Annotated in this window: 16 protein-coding genes, 1 tRNA gene and 1 pseudogene; 8 read left to right on the top strand and 10 right to left on the bottom strand. The window is 45.8% G+C overall.

The genetic code is table 11. The features are described from left to right. The first annotated feature begins 83 nt into the window (after nt 1-83). The 5 genes from RID53_RS15690 to RID53_RS15670 all read left to right on the top strand — a co-directional run bounded on the left by RID53_RS15690 (nt 84) and on the right by RID53_RS15670 (nt 5,151). Nucleotides 84-1,412: a hypothetical protein gene (locus tag RID53_RS15690; RefSeq protein ID WP_446388987.1), complete on the top strand. Its 1,329-nt coding sequence runs from the start codon at nt 84-86 to the stop codon at nt 1,410-1,412. Between the two features lie 125 nt (nt 1,413-1,537). Next, on the top strand, nt 1,538-2,302 hold the full coding sequence (locus RID53_RS15685) for a PspA/IM30 family protein (RefSeq protein WP_446388986.1): 765 nt from the start codon (nt 1,538-1,540) through the stop codon (nt 2,300-2,302). Between the two features lie 278 nt (nt 2,303-2,580). Next, nucleotides 2,581-3,360 carry a PspA/IM30 family protein gene (locus RID53_RS15680; RefSeq protein WP_446388985.1) on the top strand — a complete coding sequence of 260 codons (780 nt, stop codon included), beginning with the start codon at nt 2,581-2,583 and terminating at the stop codon, nt 3,358-3,360. Between the two features lie 227 nt (nt 3,361-3,587). Next, nucleotides 3,588-3,911, top strand: coding sequence for a thioredoxin (gene trxA / locus RID53_RS15675; RefSeq protein ID WP_446388984.1), 324 nt, complete (start codon nt 3,588-3,590; stop codon nt 3,909-3,911). Between the two features lie 589 nt (nt 3,912-4,500). Then, nucleotides 4,501-5,151 carry a hypothetical protein gene (locus RID53_RS15670; RefSeq protein WP_446388983.1) on the top strand — a complete coding sequence of 217 codons (651 nt, stop codon included), beginning with the start codon at nt 4,501-4,503 and terminating at the stop codon, nt 5,149-5,151. Nucleotides 5,152-5,268: 117 nt separating this feature from the next. Here the strand turns inward: RID53_RS15670 and dacB are convergent, their stop codons facing one another. The 5 genes from dacB to RID53_RS15645 form a co-directional block, all read right to left on the bottom strand. After that, nucleotides 5,269-6,816 (bottom strand): D-alanyl-D-alanine carboxypeptidase/D-alanyl-D-alanine endopeptidase, encoded by a 1,548-nt coding sequence (gene dacB, locus RID53_RS15665; protein ID WP_446388982.1) that lies wholly within the window; start codon nt 6,814-6,816, stop codon nt 5,269-5,271. 348 nt (nt 6,817-7,164) lie between these two features. After that, nucleotides 7,165-7,677: a DinB family protein gene (locus RID53_RS15660; RefSeq protein WP_446389052.1), complete on the bottom strand. Its 513-nt coding sequence runs from the start codon at nt 7,675-7,677 to the stop codon at nt 7,165-7,167. A 226-nt stretch (nt 7,678-7,903) separates the two neighbouring features. Then, a complete protein-coding gene (gene gltX, locus RID53_RS15655; protein ID WP_446388981.1) occupies nt 7,904-9,355 on the bottom strand; it encodes a glutamate--tRNA ligase in 1,452 nt (483 codons plus the stop codon). A 198-nt stretch (nt 9,356-9,553) separates the two neighbouring features. Next, nucleotides 9,554-10,231 carry a hypothetical protein gene (locus RID53_RS15650; RefSeq protein WP_446388980.1) on the bottom strand — a complete coding sequence of 226 codons (678 nt, stop codon included), beginning with the start codon at nt 10,229-10,231 and terminating at the stop codon, nt 9,554-9,556. 288 nt (nt 10,232-10,519) lie between these two features. Continuing rightward, nucleotides 10,520-10,593: transfer RNA gene (locus RID53_RS15645), tRNA-Asp, on the bottom strand. 247 nt (nt 10,594-10,840) lie between these two features. Here RID53_RS15645 and RID53_RS15640 point away from each other — a divergent pair. Further along, on the top strand, nt 10,841-12,784 hold the full coding sequence (locus RID53_RS15640; protein WP_446389051.1) for a DUF3370 family protein: 1,944 nt from the start codon (nt 10,841-10,843) through the stop codon (nt 12,782-12,784). A gap of 271 nt (nt 12,785-13,055) precedes the next feature. Here RID53_RS15640 and RID53_RS15635 read toward each other — a convergent pair whose 3' ends face one another. The 5 genes from RID53_RS15635 to petC all read right to left on the bottom strand — a co-directional run bounded on the left by RID53_RS15635 (nt 13,056) and on the right by petC (nt 16,887). Continuing rightward, nucleotides 13,056-13,550, bottom strand: a complete 495-nt coding sequence (locus RID53_RS15635; protein WP_446388979.1) for a rhodanese-like domain-containing protein — start codon at nt 13,548-13,550, stop codon at nt 13,056-13,058. A gap of 98 nt (nt 13,551-13,648) precedes the next feature. Further along, nucleotides 13,649-14,647 carry an NAD(P)/FAD-dependent oxidoreductase gene (locus RID53_RS15630; protein ID WP_446388978.1) on the bottom strand — a complete coding sequence of 333 codons (999 nt, stop codon included), beginning with the start codon at nt 14,645-14,647 and terminating at the stop codon, nt 13,649-13,651. 325 nt (nt 14,648-14,972) lie between these two features. Beyond that, complete coding sequence (locus RID53_RS15625) at nt 14,973-15,659, bottom strand: class I SAM-dependent methyltransferase (protein WP_446388977.1); 687 nt, start codon at nt 15,657-15,659, stop codon at nt 14,973-14,975. Nucleotides 15,660-15,736: 77 nt separating this feature from the next. After that, nucleotides 15,737-16,114 carry a rhodanese-like domain-containing protein gene (locus tag RID53_RS15620; RefSeq protein ID WP_446388976.1) on the bottom strand — a complete coding sequence of 126 codons (378 nt, stop codon included), beginning with the start codon at nt 16,112-16,114 and terminating at the stop codon, nt 15,737-15,739. 239 nt (nt 16,115-16,353) lie between these two features. Further along, on the bottom strand, nt 16,354-16,887 hold the full coding sequence (gene petC, locus RID53_RS15615; RefSeq protein WP_446388975.1) for a cytochrome b6-f complex iron-sulfur subunit: 534 nt from the start codon (nt 16,885-16,887) through the stop codon (nt 16,354-16,356). 307 nt (nt 16,888-17,194) lie between these two features. Between petC and RID53_RS15610 the strand changes: the two genes are divergently transcribed. Further along, the gene (locus RID53_RS15610; protein ID WP_446388974.1) at nt 17,195-18,505 is read left to right on the top strand and encodes an NAD(P)/FAD-dependent oxidoreductase; all 1,311 of its coding nucleotides are present in this window, start codon (nt 17,195-17,197) and stop codon (nt 18,503-18,505) included. A 77-nt stretch (nt 18,506-18,582) separates the two neighbouring features. Further along, nucleotides 18,583-18,843, top strand: a pseudogene (locus tag RID53_RS15605) (Panacea domain-containing protein); the annotation flags it as partial. Nucleotides 18,844-18,949: the final 106 nt, after the last annotated feature.

Below are 18,949 nucleotides of genomic sequence, written 5' to 3'. Positions count from 1 at the left end.
ACCAACACCATCCTTAACGACTGTCTTCGTTGTCACAACGAGCCTCTAACTCAACCCTGCCGGATTAAACGGAAGTTCCCTTCATGAGCCAAAAAACCTCAGCTACATCATCAACTCCTTCCTCCCCTCTGTCGATTAACCCTGCTTTGCAGACGGCTTTAGGTAGCCTAGACGTGCAACTCGAAGCCGAATTAGCCCGCTATCGACGCCAACGTCGGGGACGTGGTATCACATCTCCCCAACTGCCGGGACGTTACCCCAAACAGAAACCGGGAGTCAATCAGCTTGAGCCGACAACAGCGTCTCCTATTTCTATCGCCCCAGCCGCCGATTCTACGAGTTCTCCCGGAGACATTGATCGGCAATCCTCTCCCGTGAGTGGTTCTCCCACACCAGAACAGAGGGAATCCCCAGAGACTGAACCCACTCCACCCCTGTTTCCTCCCCTACCTAGCCAGGAAGCCCCCTTGGTGAAGACTCAGGAGCAAAGCGTTACTGACTTCCCAAGCCTAGAGGAATCCCTAGAAGAGGACGGTAAATTAGTTGTCCCGACAACGGATCAGTCTCAGCCAGAAGACTACTTAGAATCCTCAGAAAAACTACGGCAAACGTTAGCCGAACAGGAAACCCCAAAGGAATCCCAAAAACCCATAACGAATAGAATCCTCACTCCCCTCGGTGTCGGTTCGATTTTACTCTTGCTGGTTTCGAGTGCGACATTGACCTATATTTTTCGGACTAGCCTAGGACTTGACTTCTTAGAAACTGAGATACCCACAACGGCTGAGAATTCAACAGCGACAACCGCTAATGGGGAAAATGAATTACTCGGCGTAAATCGACCTAATCTTGCCAGTGATGATGAATTCCCAGACGTGAATATCAATACACTCCCTAATCTGAAAGCCAATCCAACCTCTAGTCCAAGTGCTGCACCCATCGCCCCCATTCCCAATTCACAGCCTCCAGCAGCGGCTCCACCCACAGCTTCAGTGCTACCTTTACCCCAGTTACCGAATCCAGCCTCAAATTTACCATCCGCCCTTTTAACTCCTCCTACCCCACCACCTCCAACGGCGACGCCATCGGTGACACCAAATTCCTCACCCGCTCAACCCGAATCATCGACTAACAAGTCCTCAGAAAAAACGAATAAATCTACCTCGGCTGAACTGAATCCCAACAACGCCGTCTCGAATCTGAGTGATGAGTTCTATTATGTGCTGATTAACTCTAGCGATAGTAGTGTGCTGGAGACAGCCCAAACTATTGTCCCTGATGCTTACGTAGTGAACGTACCCGCAGGGACAAGAATTGCTATGGGTGCATTTAAATTAGAGTCAGAAGCCAAAACCCTGGTCGAGAGGCTTAAACAACAAGGGCTTTCTGCATCGATTTATAAACCTGAATGATTGTAAGAGTTCCCTAATCTCAACCGTTAACTTTAATTGTGTCCACCTACTTACATCAGACAAAGAAGCCTGAGATACCATAGGGTTAAAGTTTTCCCCACCCCTAACCACAATGGAGAGCTGCTATGGGATTGATTGATCGCATCTGGCGAGTAATTCGCGCCAACCTGAATAGCCTGATTGGACAAGCCGAAGATCCAGAGAAGATTCTGGAACAAGCTGTAGACGATATGCAGCACGATTTAATCCAAATGCGGCAGGCTGTCGCCCAAGCGATCGCGTCCCAAAAACGTACAGAACGCCAAGCCTCCCAAGCTGAATCAACGGCACAAGAATGGTACAACCGCGCTCAACTGGCACTGTCGAAAGGGGACGATAATTTGGCACGAGAAGCCCTAACTCGGCGACAAACTCATCAGCAAACGGCTCAAGCTCTCCAGGGGCAACTGGGGCAGCAAGGTGAGATTGTTACTAAACTTAAAAAAGATATGCGGACCCTAGAGAGTAAAATCTCGGAGGCAAAAACGAAAAAAGACCTTTACATTGCCAGAGCGCGTTCAGCTCAAGCCTCAGAGAAAATTAACGAGATGTTAGGAAATCTCAACACAGGCGGGACTTTGAGTGCCTTTGAGCGTATGGAAGACAGAGTACACGAACTCGAAGCCCGCTCGGAGGCGATCGCGGAACTCTCTAGTGGCGATGAACTGGAAAAGAAATTTAATGCCATAGAAAGTGGCAATGACGTTGATACAGAATTAGCCTCGATGAAAGCTAACCTAGGTGGCACAACGGAATCGGCACAATTACCGTCCGCTCAAGCCGCATCAGGTGGCAATGCGGAGATCGAGGCAGAACTGGACAAACTGCGTTCTGATCTGGATAAATCCTAGTTGATGCCCACAGACGTGCCATGGGACATCTGTCAAACGTCTCCTCAATACCAAAAACGAAGACGAGCTAGCACTATTTAGCTGGAAGTTTTTACACTAGATAAATAGCCTCCTGTCCGAATACCATAATTTGATGAGTGTTTCAATTACATTAACCCAGTGCTTTCTCCAAAAGGCAGGAGAGCCTCTATTCCACAAAATTGACCCCCTGAGCAGGTTCCCAAGCTTAGAGCCTGCTTGATACTTAGTTTGTACATTCCGCGAGGATAAACAGCGTCATGGGACTATTCGATCGCCTGAGCCGAGTTGTCAGAGCTAATCTTAACGATATGGTTAGCAAGGCTGAAGACCCAGAAAAAATTCTGGAGCAAGCCATTATTGACATGCAAGAAGATCTGGTACAACTGCGCCAAGCCGTTGCCCGATCCATTGCCACCCAAAAACGTACCGAGCAACAATACAATAAAAACCAATCCGAAGCCAATAACTGGCAGCAACGCGCCCAACTTGCCCTGCAAAAAGGGGATGAAAACCTCGCCCGGGAAGCACTCCAGCGTAAGAAATCCGTCGCTGATACAGCCGCGACCCTAAAAGGTCAGCTTGAACAGCAAACCACTCAAGTAGCCACCCTGAAGCGTAACCTGGTTGCCTTGGAAAGCAAAATTTCTGAGGCGAAGACCAAGAAAGATATGCTTAAGGCACGGGTGAGTGCTGCCAAAGCAAACGAACAGTTACAAAGCACCATTGGTCGGTTGGGAACCAGTTCGGCAATGGGGGCATTTGAGCGGATGGAAGACAAAGTGATGGAACTCGAAGCCCGTTCCCAAGCGGCTCATGAGTTGGGTGGTGCTGACTTAGAAAGTCAATTTGCTGCCCTGGAATCGGGTAGTGATGTTGATGATGAGTTAACGGCAATGAAAGCCCAGTTATCCGGTGGTTCGGTCTCCCAGCCCGCTTTAGAAGGCACATCGGAGCAGAAAACAGACTCGGGTGCTGCCCCCCAATCCGAAGTTGACGACGAATTGGAACAACTGCGAAAGCAAATCGACAATTTGTAAGCATCAGCCATCATCAACAATCCTAGAGACGCGCCATGGCGCGTCTCTAGATCATAATCATGACATTTCCTTTTCCTTGGATGTTTTCTTGCGATCGCCTGAAGGCTTAGACTGATCGAGAGAACCGGAAAAAACGGGCTGACTGACTGATCATCTGACAATGGCTAACCATTGTCGAGAGGCGGTGAGTCTCGCTAGAGTAGTCATTTGTGTTTATGGAGGGTGTTGTGAGTAACGTACTTGAGATTACCGATCAGGAGTTTGAAACCGAAGTTTTAAAAGCTGACAAGCCAGTGCTAGTGTATCTTTGGGCAAATTGGTGTGGACCTTGCCGCCTCGTCTCGCCCTCGGTGAATTGGATTGCACAAAATTATAGCGATCGCCTGAAAGTGACTAAGATGGAAGTTGATCCAAATCCCATTACTGTGAAACAGTATCACGTCGAAGGAGTCCCCTCACTCTTACTCTTTAAAAATGGAGAGGTTGCCCAGTTCCACGAAGGTGCTATTGGTAAGCAAAAGTTGCAGGAAATGATAGACAACGAGCTTTGAGTCTTTTCGGTTGTAGGGGTGGGTTTCACCATTATTGTTTTTTGCCACCAAACTGTCACTAAACCCACCCCGTCTGAATTACATATTACGATTTAAAATTTCCTATGCCCTCACGAATGATTTAAGGGCGGGTTTAGTCCAGTTATCGGTTTGTGGCAAAATGTTATAGCAGTAGACACATCGATTAGGACAAGCGAACTATTGTAGAGACGCGCCATGGCGCGTCTTTACCAAATGATGCGTCCTAACCGCTATGGCGGTTGCTATATTTGTCAAACCATAGGTGTCAACTTAAGGAACCCCCTTTTGCCTTCTGCATTTTGCTATAAAAAATGACCCATGACCCTTGTCTGTGATTTATATTACATTTTTAAACAAAAAGAATCACGGATGAGTTTAAGTATCGATCACTTAGGCTTGTCGCTAAATCTTCGATATTAAAATTCTGATAGAGAATTAAGGTCAAATTAAGACTCTAGAGGGGTAACGGATGATCAGGTTTAAGCATAACCTTGATCAGGATGGTTCTATCTTTTTTCGCTGAGTCTAGACAAAGGTGCTTAACTCAACTACTATGTTTCAAACTGCTATGTTTAGCGTGCCAAGCCGAGGGATGTCAGAGTTTATTCAGTCAGAATTCCTCCAAGCATTGCAACCCCGACAAGCCACTCCCAACTTGACTCTGACCCGTGTTCCCATCGATGAAACCTTATCCTTTGAATTATGGACACCCAAGTGGACACCTAGACTACGCGAGTTTAGCCCTGTAGAACTTAACCTGCTAGAGTGCGATCGCCCGCGTGTCAATCGGATTCTATCAAAGTTAACGTGGTTAATGGGAGCTATCTGTGTGCCAGAAGATGAGTTTGGAGTCGGAGACTGTCAACCCATCTATGACTGGGATGCTGTGCTTGAATTTGTGATTCGTGAAGGTCGCTGTATTAATCCCATTGTGACGCAAGTTAGGTTCAATCCTCAAACAATTATCCCCATTTATGATCGAAATCGCAAACAAGAGGGCATTATTCCGCCTCAAGCCTGGGAAATTTCACCGCCCCACTGGTCAATTATTTTTGATGACCTGATTCCAGGTGAAGACGGTTTTCAACTTAAACAAAGTGGCGATTGGGTATCTGTGGAAATTTGGACGGGTAAACCTATACGTCGAGAAGTTAGAAGTGGCAAGTTTTATACCGAATATCATGATCTTTACGCCACGAGTCGGTTAGCCAAATTCTAAAGCTAGGGCGATTAAAATCGCTGCTACACAAACAAAGTCCGCCTACGCGGACTGGGTTATTACGGCGGTAGCCAACCCAGATACAACACTAGAATTCTCTGTTCCCTATTCCCTCTTTTAACAAGAACGTAGCCGCGTCAGCAAAACCACAATTTCATCAATGGCTTGACGGATTGTACTCACTGATTGATTGGATTGATTCACCATAATACTAAATACCAAAGGTTGATAATCGGGAACGTCTACATAGCCGGAAAGGGTTGACACACCAGTCATCGTTCCGGTTTTGGCATACACTCGACCTTGGGCTGGGGTATTCTGAAAGCGTTGTCGTAGTGTTCCTTCTACCCCAGCCACAGCTAAGGAATCTCGATAGGATTGTGCCATCGGAGTTCGGGCGATCGCCTGTAAGGTTTGTACAATAGCCATGGGACTTACTAGATTGTGGCGAGACAATCCGGAACCATCAGCAAGGACGTAGGATTCCGGTTCAACCCCTAATTCGGTTAAGATATCTCTAATCTGTTCCCGTCCAGCTTTAGCGGTTGACTCATTTGCCTCTTTATCGGTCACACCCAGCGATCGCAATAAGGCTTCTGCATACAAATTATTACTTTGCTGATTGGTTTCAGCAATCAATTCACTCAGGGGAGGAGAGTCTACCGCCGCTAATTCAGTGTCTTCTTGAGAATTCGGTTCAGTCGTTACCAACCCTCGTTCCACCTGAATTCCAGAATCCGCTAACGCCAGACGGAAATGCTCCAGGAAATAGTCCGCCGGATCAGGAATTGCCACCGCCGTTAACCAAAGTCCTGCATCCGCCGCTAATTGACCACGAATTCGTAATAATGGTTTACCCAGCACCCCAGAAATATTAATTGATTCCGCTGGTTCGGCGTCAGTAGTAACAGTTTGATTTTCAATCTGCCATTGTTTTGCTGCAATGGGATCAGCCCAAGTCACGGTGAGGGGTTGTCCTATGTCTTGAGGCGTTAAGGTTAGTAATACTGCATTTTCATTGAGAATTAAGCTATTGACCGCCGTCCCATAATAAAATTGAATATCTGACCATTCCCAGGTTGGGTTAACCTTAGGTTCACTAAAATAACGATCTTCGACAATCAGTTGATCCACGCGCCGAATTCCCTGACGCTGAAGCTGTTGGGCTAAGTCTTTTAACTGATCCGTATTTAAACTGGGATCACCTCGCCCAACGACTCGTAATTGGGGTATAGTTCCTTCTGTTGGCGTGCCATAAATAGAGGTGCGAATGCGAAAATTAGCACCGAGTTGGGATAAAGCGGCGGCTGTGGTGAAGAGTTTGAGATTAGAGGCGGGGATAAAATAGCGATCGCGTTCCCGACTATATAAGGGTGTGTCTGAGAATAGGGGTTGGATCAAGATACCCCAACGCGCATAATCAAATTCGGGACGAGTTGCGATCGCGTCAATGGAGGCTTTGAGATCCGCAGGGCAAATTGTCGGCGTCGTATCCGGGGAGGATTCAACCGTTGTCGGCGGATCTGTTTGAGCCGTGACTGGGGTTGGCTGGGTGACAAGTTGTGCTTCGAGTAACAATAGCAACAGCAGCAGCAGTTGTTTGGGGGTAAACCGAGGGCGGTAAGGACGTTGATTGGTTTTGAATGAGACAAGAGAATTGAGCATAGACAGAGGTTTGCGCTACCTCTGATACTGTACAGGAGTTAAAGGTAAATCGGAATTAGTAACGGTTTATGAAGTATTTGATGCTGATTTCCCTAATATCAAAGTCCAGAAGATAACCACCCTACAAACCTATATCGAAGCCTGTTCCTACTACAACCTCAGCGCCTACAGGAAAGCGATAGAGGGGGTTCGAGGAATTACAAGGATTTCGCACTTCTTGACATTAAGGTTTAAATGCCGAACAGCTTATTAACATAACTTAATAGAGTTGAATTTATTTCCACTATCCTACTTAGTAAAATAAAATAACTTTACATCCGCTTCTACAGTTGTGCGGATTTAGTTATTTTATCCGTTTTGGTCATACAAACTGGATAACCAGGGCAAATCAGTCACCCCTGGATCATAGCCTAACTGACTTAAAAGCGTTGTTAATTGCCCCCGATGATGGGTTTGATGATTGAACATATGGGTAACTAAAACCCAGGTGGGTAAGATACGAGTTTGACCATCAATATTACTTCTATAGTCAAAGAGTTGATTTAACCAGTCCTCAGACAGCGTTTTTGTCCAGTCGATAATTTGCTGATCGAGTCTTTCTCGTTCTTGGCACAGTTGGTGAAAATCATTATACAAAATCTGTCCAATTTTAGTTCCGGTTAAAGGATTGCCCGTGAAACGTCCCATCCAGGCTAAATCGCCATAGAGTAGATGATTTAATGTTCCGTGAATGGACTGAAAGAAAGCACCAAGGTTTTCTTTGCGTTTTTGATCAGGTATTTGAGCGCAAATCGCATACAACTTTTGGTTCATCCACTGGTTATAGGATGCCATGAGTTCATAGGAACTGCGAGTATACATCATGGGATTATTGGCAAGATTGCTATCAGATTATATCGCGCTTATAGCAATGCGCTGTAAAGCACTTAAATTAAATGGTACTGATTTAAGGCTGGTGGGCAATGCCCACCATACGGGATATTAAGAGTTTTGAAGATTCCCCAATGTTTGTTGGGTATAGATAGTGAGAAAGATGCTCACACTACAATTCGCCATTCTGGACATTAAGGTTTAAATGTCAAACAACTTATGATGACACCTGACTCAAGGCTTGCTGTAAACGGGGTTTATCTTGTCCTTTCTGATGCAGCAGTACCCAAGACTCCATTAAATCAGGACCATGGACATCACCCGTAAGTCCAGCCCGCAGCGATCGCATGACTAACCCTTTCTTCACTTTTTGCTGTTTTGTTACCTGTTTAATGATTTGTCCGGCGGTTTCTGCACTGAATTCCGGCGTATTATCTAATGCGTCCAAAACCGCGTTCAGTACATCTGTAGCCCCTTCTTTTTTAAGTTGCTCAATTGCATCTGGGGTCAACTCAACCGAGTCGGTAAAGAACATCCGCGTCATCTCCACCGCATCTGGTAAGCGCGTCAGACTCGGACCAATCACAGCCGCTAATCGTTCTAACCAAGGGCGATTATTTTCCGGGTCAATCTCATACCCCGCTTCTTGCCAATAGGGAATCAGTAACTCGACTAATTCTGATGGTGATTTTTTGTGCAGATATTGACTATTGAGCCAATCCAGTTTATCCCAGTCAAACTTTGCTCCCGCTTTATTCACCCGATCAAAACTAAACGCTTGGGCGGCTTCTTCTAGGGTGAAAATTTCCTGGGTTGAATCCGGTGGTGACCAACCCAATAGCGTCATATAATTTGCCATGGCTTCCGGGACAAAACCCATGTTCTGAAACTCAGAAATCGAGGTCACGCCATCGCGTTTAGACAATTTTTGCCCCTGGGAATTTAGAATTAATGGCGTGTGAGCAAATTCGGGTACGGTTGCGCTGAGGGCTTCATACAGTAATATCTGTTTGGCAGTATTGGCAATGTGGTCTTCGCCTCGGATGACATGGGTGATTTTCATCTCTATATCATCAACCACGACCGCTAGATTGTAGAGAGGCTGACCAATTTCACCTTGGGATGCAGCGCGGGCAATGACCATATCCCCACCTAAATCACTCCCTTTCCAGGTGAGTTTACCGCGCACCAGGTCATTCCAGACAATCTCGCGATTATCGTCAATCTTAAACCGAATCACCGGCTGTCGTCCCTCCGCTTCAAAGGCGGTGCGTTGTTCGGGGGTAAGATTGCGGTGACGGTTATCGTAGCGAGGGGCTTGTTTCCGGGCTTTTTGGGCGTCTCGGAGTGCCTTGAGTTCGTCTTCTGTGGTGTAACAGTAATAGGCTAATCCGTTATCTAAAAGGGTTTGAATGGTGTGGTGATACAGGTCAAACCGTTTCGATTGAAAAACTGGTCCTTCATCCCAGTTGAGTCCTAACCAGGTGAATCCATCCAAGATATTCTGGGTGTATTCGGGGCGCGATCGCGTCTGGTCAGTATCTTCGATGCGTAAAATAAACTGACCCCCGTGGTGTCGGGCGAATAGCCAGTTAAATACGGCGGTTCTGGCGGTACCGATGTGTAAGTTTCCGGTGGGAGACGGTGCAATACGGACTCTAACAGTCACAAGATCAATCTCTGATGGTAGGGTGGGCTAAGTACTTTCCAGCTATTCATTCTAGCGTAGAGCGGCGCTCAGTTGTCGTTGGCGCTGACTTGAGCCTGTTCTTAACGTGATTTACCCACGGATAAAGTAGGAAGAATCACCCACCTTTGCTAATCATCAGGCGCTAAACACTCCCTCACCCCTCCCCGAAATGTTTTTTCAAACCACTTCAATAAACTTTTTGCCTCCTGGTAAATCTGCACCCACCACATAAAAATTATGAGGATAGATCCAGTTCGTATCCATAGGACCATGAATTTGAATACCCGTCATCACCGCATACTTAAATATAGAAGAATCTAAAGGATGCAAGAGGGTTTGTACATCATCAGAAATAATCTGACAAGCCAACTTAGTCATCTCAACTAAATTCGGTTTGTCTCCATAATTTATAGTGGACAGTATTTTTTGTCGGATAATAGATTGTTCCAGATCCTCGATATCCATTTGCAGATTAAGACGTCCTGATTTTAACTCGTTTACAATCGTTTCTAATGCACCACAGGCATGAGACGCTTTGTGGATACCTTCTCGATAAACCTTGCCAATTTCTCCGTCTCTAGAAATTGCAATATGAGGCATTGCTAAAAATGTAAAGCGGCGTATTCCATCGAAAATCGGAACGTGATCTGTTGCGGCAGCTAAACCCGTTTTTCCCATCATCACGAACCCAGCAAGACTACAACAATTAAAGGTTTTCCCCCAGTATTTAATGACTTCATTAAGTAACGGATCAGTAATTTCGTCCCGACAGAGTGCTGCCATTCCCATTGTATTTTCATCTTCAAAACCCAGGGCATTTAAACAATGGAAAGTTTTTTTCATGTAATCTTCCATAGGTAATGCACCTGGAAAATACCGTTGAAGACATTGATTGAAAATTGGGTAAGTGCTTGAGTCATAACCCGTGAATGGCAACATGACACCTTGAGTATCCTATAATTTATCGAAAATTATATTATTAAGACATCGTAATTCAGCTAGAAATCTCGATGTTGCCAGTAGAGGGGTTGAGACAAACGATAATGCCATTGGATTCACTGCGAATCTAACTCACCCCGTAGCGGTTGAGTGAGTAGGCATTGGATTCTGTGCCAACTAGACCTACATTCTTTAACCATTTTACGGGACTGACGGGGCTCGAACCCGCAACTTCCGCCGTGACAGGGCGGTGCTCTAACCAATTGAACTACAGTCCCAATTTCCGAGCCGAATTCTATTGTGACGAAGATTTATGGATTTGTCAAGCCAGTTCCGAAAAAAATTTTCTCTTGGGGTTAGAGAGGGGGTGCAGGGGAAGCAGGGGAAGATGGGGAAGATGAGGGAGATATGACGAATGACGTAGCTTGCTTCTCGCGATAGCGAGTATGACGAATGACAAATCGCAGAAACAAATTCTGCCAAAAATGTTTCAACAACGGTAAATTAATCCAGAACGCCTATTTCATGCCTAGAGGTTTCCACGTCTCTATCTCTCAATCGCTTCTCCTTGCCTTCTGTTTTAGCCTGATAACCACCGAGGCTACTGCATTCCCCGATATCCAAACCCATTGGGCAAAGGATTGCATTAACCAGATGGCATCTCGAAACCTAGTCACGGGTTACCCAGATGGCACGTTTCGCCCCAATGGTTCGATTACCCGGGCAGAATTTGCAGTGTTGATGCTGAATGCCTTTCCCGACGCCGAAGTTAAACGCAGTGGGATCACGTTTACAGATGTACCACAGAGTCATTGGGCATATCGGGCAATTCAGGATGTTTATCAACGGGAATTTTTCGCGGGTTATCCGGGGCAGATTTTTCAACCCAGTCAACCGATTCCCCGTGTGCAAGCGATTGGGGTTTTGGCGGGGGCGAAGAATTACAGCATTCCCAGTAATCCATACTCTACCCTGGGACAGTATTTCCAAGATGCCTCTGGTATTCCAGGATACGCTAGGAATGCGATCGCGGCGGCGGCGGTGAATACTCTGGTGGTGAATTATCCCACAGTACGACAACTTCGCCCTAATCAACGGGCGACTCGGGGCGAAGTTGCGGCGCTATTATGTCGGGCGTTAAATATTTATGCGGTTCCGCCTGAGTATATTGCTGGGGTTGAAATTCATCCTCAACAGGTGCGGACATTACCGGGAGGGCTGAATTCTGTTCCCACATTTAATAGTAATTATCCCGAATTAGTCAGAAGTGAAGGAATTTTGTTATCCACGTTTCCCCCAACCGGAAAGCGCATTCCTTCTGCCCATCTAAACTTTCCCTTTCAAGGACGGTTCGACATTTTTACCCATCATATCGCTAGGGCAGAAACTCAAGCAGAAACCCGTCCCCTGTATCAGGGATTACTGCTGCACAATCCTACCGATAAACCTGTAACGATTGAGGTTTTGCAAGCGGCGAGTTATTTAAGTACTCCTGATGCACCATTTATTGACTTACCGGATATAGTGGATAATCCCAATGGTCAGATTTATTCGGGACCCGGTAGTCGCACGATGAATGATATCCTGCGGGGGATGCGTCAGGACATATTTCCGGAACAATTAGTCTTAACCGCAGGGCAAACTCAACTGTTGATGAATCAGCCGATTCCTATCCGACGCGCACCTGCATCCAATGGGCGTTCCACGATGATGCGATTGCAGAGTAATGGTTCAGTTTATGTTGCTAATTTAGCCATGAAAGCGCCGCAAAACTCGAATAGGACATACCGCGCCCCGACATTAGCGGAATGGCAAACTTTGTTAGTTGAAGGAGAATTAGCCGAACCCCGGAATCTGACCCCAACCCCCCTTGACCCGCCTAGAGAACCGACAGTATTTGGACGAGTTGCCGGGGTTTCCCAAGGAACCGAATGGTTGGCAGAGATTACCGATACTTTAGAATCCGATAGTCTAAGAATTCCCCAACCCGGTGAGGCATTTTCCTATGTCTTAGGGACGCTGCATTTAATTACGTTAAATACAGGTCAAATTCAAAGTGCGCCGATGCTAGCCCGTTATCCGGATACGGCGTATTATGCTCATAGTAATTATGGCGTAGACTATAATTTAATGTTACCCCTGAAAAATACAACCAGTCAATCTCAAAGGGTTACGGTATCAATGCAAACGCCATTAAAAGATGAGGCAGGCACAGATAAATTACTGTTTTTGAATCCAACCGTTAATCAGGTCTTTTTTCGGGGAACGGTTCGGGTCACTTATGAAGATAATCAAGGGGAAAGTCAGACACGCTATGTGCATTTAGTGCAGCGTCGGGGACAACCGTCTGATCCCTTAGTTACGTTAAATTTAGCGCCAGGGGAACAGCGAAAGGTAAACGTGGAATTTATTTATCCACCCGATTCCACACCGCCACAGGTGTTGACGGTGAAGACGTTGGTGAGGTAGCAGCCCTCACCCCCAGCCCCTATCCCAAGCTGGCTTGAGCGTACCATTCCTTTTAAAATTTATTGCCACCAATGACACAAAATGAGCCGTTATTTCGTCAAAGGTTTAGAGGGTCATCTGCATTTTATATAGGGTCTTGAATAAGGCAGGGTGTATCTGCTTTCTTTCGCCTTGCCGACTCTGGGAAGGGAATGACATAGGGAGATCCCTGTCTCCCGTAGTCTAAGATACTTCTTATTCCTATTAGGGGAATTCAAGAAATTAAACAGGCTTATTTTTCCAACGGTTCGCCAGCCGCCTTCCAGCCATTAATACTGGGAGGAAAACTGCGAACATTCGTGTACCCTAACAACCGCAACGCCGTCATGCCAATTGCCGTGCGATGCCCACTCGAACAGTATAAAATTACAGGTTTATCCGTGGGAATTTTATCCAAATTTTTGGTGAGCGATCGCACGGGAATATTAATAGCGCCAGGAATGTGTCCTGAATCATATTCAGACGGTTCTCGCACATCAACCAATACGACATTATCCCGCTTTTTGAGCTTGTTCTTTAACTGCTTTACCTGCATTACTGTGTAGTAATCTCGTGGTAGCGAATTCAGCAACTGATCGACTGCTGTATAGACTTCTGCGCTAGGTGGACTCGTCACCTTAGATTCTACGGCAGCTAGGGCAGATTTAGGCAAAAATACACCACCTAGCAGAGTTAAAACCAGTAATAATCCCAGGATTAATCCTGATATCATTTTTTTACTTTTCATCATTTTGATCCTTAATTGAGTTGTTTTTCGTTTGTTGATTTTGGGCAATTGTAGTAATGCACCATTGCTCAAGGCTTTGGTTATTGACTTCCGGCTCACTAAACAGAAACCGCTAGATTTTCCTCCCAGCGGCGAGAACCGGATTCCCGACGAATATCTCGCCAAATCTGAGTCGCTGCTAAAGCACCATCTCCAGCCGCCACAACCACTTGATTTAACCCCACTTTTAAGTCTCCAATCGCAAAAATTCGCGGGTGAGACGTCCGCCCCATTTTATCGGTAATCAGATTACTACCCTTGACATCTAAATTGAATCCTTGGAGATAAGTATTGTGATAGCGTGACCCCATAGAAATTAATCCAGTTTCTAAGGGAATAATTGACCCATCCACTAACTCAACTCCCGTCATCTGGTGATTTTCACCCAGAAATTTCTTAATCGGGGTTTCCACCAAACGATAACCATGATTGTGCAGTTGAGAACGCATTGAGTCACTCACCGCAAACAGTCCATGAGTGAACACGGTGATATAAGGAGTAAACCAACTGAGATTAAACACCATTTCTTCAATACTGGCTTCACTACCCGCAATGAAACCACATTGTTTATCTGTCATTTCGTAGCCATCACAAACCATACAGACGTGTAAGTTATATCCTGCATAATCAAAGACATTTTGCATATCCTCCAAAGGGGGTAAATTGTCGATAATGCCACTCGCAGCAATTAAGTATTTCGAGCGGAATACGGGGTAAATACTATTTTTACGACCCACCTTTACCCGCACGGCAAACCTATCTCCCTCATCCACCACTTCTTCAACATAACCATTCAGCATATCACCGTTTAAAGAGGTATAATGCTGTTTCCCTTGTTGCAACAGAACGCGACCTGGAGTATCCGGTGGTAAGCCTAAATAATTGTGCAATTCCTGCATCCAGAATGAGCGAGCTTTGCCTTTATCAATAATTAAGCTTGAAAGGCGAAATCGTTGCAGATAGATTCCAGCAGAAAATCCACCGGCACCGCCGCCGACGACAATCGCATCATAAATGTGATTCAGACGTTCAGGCAATTTTTTTTTCGTGAGTTGCATAGTTTTAATAGTTCTAGAGAACTGAGAAAGACTTATCCAGTAAGCTTTAGCTTACTTTAGCTTTGAGCCAGAAATTTATTTCTTGGCTCTCAAGCCAACAACATTTCGCTTAAGGAGCATGCCATTTAACCTAAAGAGTCTCCACCCGCAACAAGCAAACAAGACTGACTTTATGATTCAGACGTTCAGGCAGATTTTTTTTCGTGAGTTGCATAGTTTTAATGGTTTTAGAGAACTGAGAAAGACTTATCCAGTAAGCTTTAGCTTACTTTAGCTTTAAGCCAGAAATTTATTTCTTGGCTCCCTGGCTTTTCCCAAACTCCTGTTATGACACATCTCTACTTTTAGTAGCCACTCCAGAAATATGAGGACTAACAATTGGAAAAGAAACCTGAAACTGTTGATAATTTAGGTTTTCAAATCCCGCCTTTTCTAATGCCAGCCAGGTTTCCCGATTCGGGCGACACCCATCAAACACCGTTTTCCAAATCGGCTCAATGCTACCTTGAATCCGCCGTTGCCAACTGCCACATTCAGCCGCCACATGTTCAACAAACAAAAAGCGACCTCCTGGCTTGAGAATTCGCCGAATTTCTTGTACGGTTGCGGGAAGATTGCTGACGGAACAGAGAACGTAGGTACTGACGACAGCATCCACACTATTATCCTCAACCTCAATCCGTTCAGCCGACCCACTTTTGATATCAATCCTGTTCAACCCAACCTGTTCGGCTTCCTGTTCCAGGTAGGAATGCATAAAGGGATTCGGTTCAACGCCTATCCAATGAATGTCAGTGGGATAATACTCTAAATTAACCCCAGCGCCTGGTCCAATTTCTAAGACTTTCCCCTGCAAGTCGGCAAATAAAGCCTGCTTGAGTTGAGCTAGGGTAGAATGGCTACTGCAATTTGCCAATTGAATAGCATTTTCATCGGCTGCGTTTGCCTTCGCCATTCCCCAAGCAAATAATTGTTTGTACCAGTTTGAACAGGGTTGTATTTTTAAGACCATAACGATTTACCATTCACAATTAGGGAACTTTCATGGTAGCAAGTTAGCATCCAGCTTGTTTCCTAGCAGCGATTCCCTTACGAATTGGTTTGAATCTCTAAGCCTAACCGTCGCCATTCCACCATACCGCCCGTGATGTTAAACACTTTAGCAAAACCCGCTTTAGCTAGTTGTTTGGCAGCAATAGGACTGCGATGGGCGGTTAAACAAATAACGGCAATGGGTTTGTCTTTGGGCAAATCTTGGAACCATTGCGGTAAAACCCAGCGGCGAAACATCGGGATCATGCCGATAATAAGGCGGGGTAAACTGAGGTTAATTGCGCTGGGAGCGTGACCCATGGCATATTCAAACCCACTGCGGACATCGATAAGTAAAGGCTGATTTGCAGAGTGGACAAATTCTTGGGGAGAACAGTCTTTGACAGAAGGAGAAAAAGAACAGACAGAGTTCATAAGTTATTTCCAATTCAACATGTTAAAATTCAATGACGTTGCTGTTTCCGTAGACATATTTGACCGAAAGTCTATAGGAACGTGGGAAATACCAGGAAATCCCATACCCTTTCTTCATAACATTGCCCCTAATACTCATTCACCCCTCCCAACCTCCCCTTACTAAAGGGAGGTGCCGTAGGCGGTGGGGTAAAAGTGCAACGTCATACAAACTTGGTATCAGACAAAATGATTAAAGTTTACACCCACCACGGTGTTTCCCCAGTGCGGGGATCAGTTTCCGTCCAAGGCGCTATGCGGATGTAGTCGCCTTCGATATTAACCTGCACCAGTTTTAGGGGACGGTCAGCCGGACCCCGGACAACAGAACCATCGGGACTATAACGAGACCCGTGACAGGGACATTGAAATTGTTGGTCGATATTGTTCCAAGGAAAGGTACAACCTAAGTGGGTGCAGTTATCGACAATTCCGATTGAGTCTAAGGTGTTATCGTCGGTAACGGTTAAATACGTCGGTTCACCTGCTAAACCCGCGACCAAAGCACGGGTACCTGCACCTTGGGCTACTATCTGGGACACGGGGATGGGATTCCCTAATTTATCTTTGGCGATAATCGAACCATCTGCGCCCCCTTCTTGGGGTGGGACAAAGAATTTAGCGGCTGGATAGAGGGCGGCGCTAGCTGTAGCGGCGATAGTTGCTCCGGTGAGGAAGTTGAGAAGCTGTCGCCGAGACATTGAGGGACTTTGCATCGATAGACTGTCTTCCATGGATATCCTCCGATTTGTGTAAAAAAAATTTACGATTTGTTAATTAGTTTAATAGCTATTTGGCTATTTAGTCAAGCAATAAGTTGTATGAGATGTGCTTAACCTACTTCAGGTGCTGGTGATGCTTCGTAGAGGGCGACCCGAACCGATTGAGTGGACGCCAGTTGTTGATTGATGCAAGCGGGTCGCCCCTACAGGGTAAAGGTATTTCGTTTTGGCATCTCGCGTTCGTGGAGTGCGGCTCAGTCCATATAGATTGTAAATATAGTTACAAAGTTGTATAGTGTTAATAAACAGTGGTGTAATCATGGCTCATATTGTGGTAATCGGTGCGGGTATTGGCGGACTACCCACCGCTTACGAACTGCGGCATCTCCTGCCTCACGTCCACCAAATTACGTTAATTTGTGACAAACCTAAATTTACGTTTATTCCCTCTCTCCCGTGGGTTGCGTTCAATTTAACTCCACTCCAGCGAATTCAAGTAGATATTGCTTCTGTGGTAAAATCCCGTCAAATTGAGTTTGTTCAAGGTAAGGTAACGGATATTGACCCCCATGCTCAATGGTTAAGGGTGGGAGACAGAACTATTAATTATGACTATGTAGTGATTGCTACCGGAGCAGAATTAGCCCTAGATACCATACCAGGATTAGGACCTGATAACGGTTACACCCAATCGGTGTGCAATCCTCACCATGCTTTGATGGCAAAAGAAGCGTGGGCGAAATTTCTGGAAAATCCTGGACCCTTGGTTGTGGGGGCGGTTCCGGGTGCGAGTTGTATGGGACCGGCTTATGAGTTTGCCCTATTAGCCGATTGGATACTGCGGCGACAAGGATTGCGAGAAAAAGTACCGATTACGTTTGTCACCCCAGAACCTTATGGGGGTCATTTGGGAATTGGGGGTATGGCAGATTCGGCGGAATTGGTGACTGAATTAATGCGCCAACGGCAGATTGAGGTGATTGAGAATGCTGAAATTACTGCCATTCATCCCCAACAGATCACCTTAGCAGAAGGTCATAGGCTACCATTCCATTACGCCATGCTGCTACCGCCGTTCCGGGGACCAAGCTTTGTCCGAGATGTCCCTGGGTTGAGTGATCACAAGGGTTTTCTACCTGTATTACCGACGTATCAGCATCCCTCATTTCCCTCTATCTATAGTGCGGGAGTGGTTGTGCAGTTATCGCCACCGGAAAAGACACCATTGCCTATCGGTGTGCCAAAAACGGGGCAAATGGCGGAGGCGATGGGTATGGCGGTGGCGCACAATATTGCCAGAGAATTGGGTGTGATTCAAGCGGCATCGGTGACGCCAACCTTAGCAGCGATTTGTATGGCGGATTTTGGTGATACAGGAATTGTCTTCTTAGCTGATCCCGTTTTACCTAATCCCAAAACAGGTCAACGGCGACGTGCGATCGCCAAACGCGGTCGTTGGGTAAGCTGGTTAAAGATTGCCTTTGAGCGATTTTTCTTAACTAAGATGCGATGGGGGTTATCTGTACCTTGGTTTGAGCGTTGGGGTCTGCGTTTGTTGGGCTTTTCGCTGGTAGAACCCATTCCAGTATCAAAGGATTATACAATTGAGTCAAGTTTGCAAGCGAGATAAGCGATTCAAATCCTGCATCATCCTCAATCAGCCGATTGGATGTAGGGTAGGTAAAATTTATACAACTTGAAACGCTTGTGGTATCGTTAGTTGAGTTATGTTTCAATGCAGCTCGCTACTTCATTGTCAGAGCATACGAGGACGGTATAGAAGCTGAAATGACCAATATGAAGGTTCAAAAGCTTCTGTATTATGTACAAAGTCTACATTTAGCCTTGTACGATGAGCCATTGTTTGATGAAGAAATCCAAGCATGGCGATACGGTTCTGTTTGTCCTCCTGCTTATAGATTTTACAGTAAATTTGAAGCTGAACAATTACCCATTCCTACCAAGGATGCTTCGCTTTTTGTTTCATGGGGGATTTAGGGGGATCGACAATGTACAGCATAGCCGAGCAAACTGCTGTAATTCCATTTTAGCAAGGCTTTGTATTTCAATTCTG

The sequence above is a fragment of the Coleofasciculus sp. B1-GNL1-01 genome (assembly GCF_040220235.1).
GTDB lineage: Bacteria > Cyanobacteriota > Cyanobacteriia > Cyanobacteriales > Coleofasciculaceae > Coleofasciculus.
Note: the sequence above shows the minus strand (reverse complement) of the source record. Positions and strands in the feature narration are given on the sequence as shown.

Coding starts and splice junctions, on each gene's coding strand:
- RID53_RS15690 (WP_446388987.1), top strand. CDS start 84: ATGAGCCAAAAAACCTCAGCTACATCATCAACTCCTTCCTCCCCTCTG.
- RID53_RS15685 (WP_446388986.1), top strand. CDS start 1,538: ATGGGATTGATTGATCGCATCTGGCGAGTAATTCGCGCCAACCTGAAT.
- RID53_RS15680 (WP_446388985.1), top strand. CDS start 2,581: ATGGGACTATTCGATCGCCTGAGCCGAGTTGTCAGAGCTAATCTTAAC.
- RID53_RS15670 (WP_446388983.1), top strand. CDS start 4,501: ATGTTTAGCGTGCCAAGCCGAGGGATGTCAGAGTTTATTCAGTCAGAA.
- dacB (WP_446388982.1), bottom strand. CDS start 6,816: ATGCTCAATTCTCTTGTCTCATTCAAAACCAATCAACGTCCTTACCGC.
- RID53_RS15660 (WP_446389052.1), bottom strand. CDS start 7,677: ATGTATACTCGCAGTTCCTATGAACTCATGGCATCCTATAACCAGTGG.
- RID53_RS15650 (WP_446388980.1), bottom strand. CDS start 10,231: ATGGAAGATTACATGAAAAAAACTTTCCATTGTTTAAATGCCCTGGGT.
- RID53_RS15640 (WP_446389051.1), top strand. CDS start 10,841: ATGCCTAGAGGTTTCCACGTCTCTATCTCTCAATCGCTTCTCCTTGCC.
- RID53_RS15635 (WP_446388979.1), bottom strand. CDS start 13,550: ATGAAAAGTAAAAAAATGATATCAGGATTAATCCTGGGATTATTACTG.
- RID53_RS15630 (WP_446388978.1), bottom strand. CDS start 14,647: ATGCAACTCACGAAAAAAAAATTGCCTGAACGTCTGAATCACATTTAT.
- RID53_RS15625 (WP_446388977.1), bottom strand. CDS start 15,659: ATGGTCTTAAAAATACAACCCTGTTCAAACTGGTACAAACAATTATTT.
- RID53_RS15620 (WP_446388976.1), bottom strand. CDS start 16,114: ATGAACTCTGTCTGTTCTTTTTCTCCTTCTGTCAAAGACTGTTCTCCC.
- petC (WP_446388975.1), bottom strand. CDS start 16,887: ATGGAAGACAGTCTATCGATGCAAAGTCCCTCAATGTCTCGGCGACAG.
- RID53_RS15610 (WP_446388974.1), top strand. CDS start 17,195: ATGGCTCATATTGTGGTAATCGGTGCGGGTATTGGCGGACTACCCACC.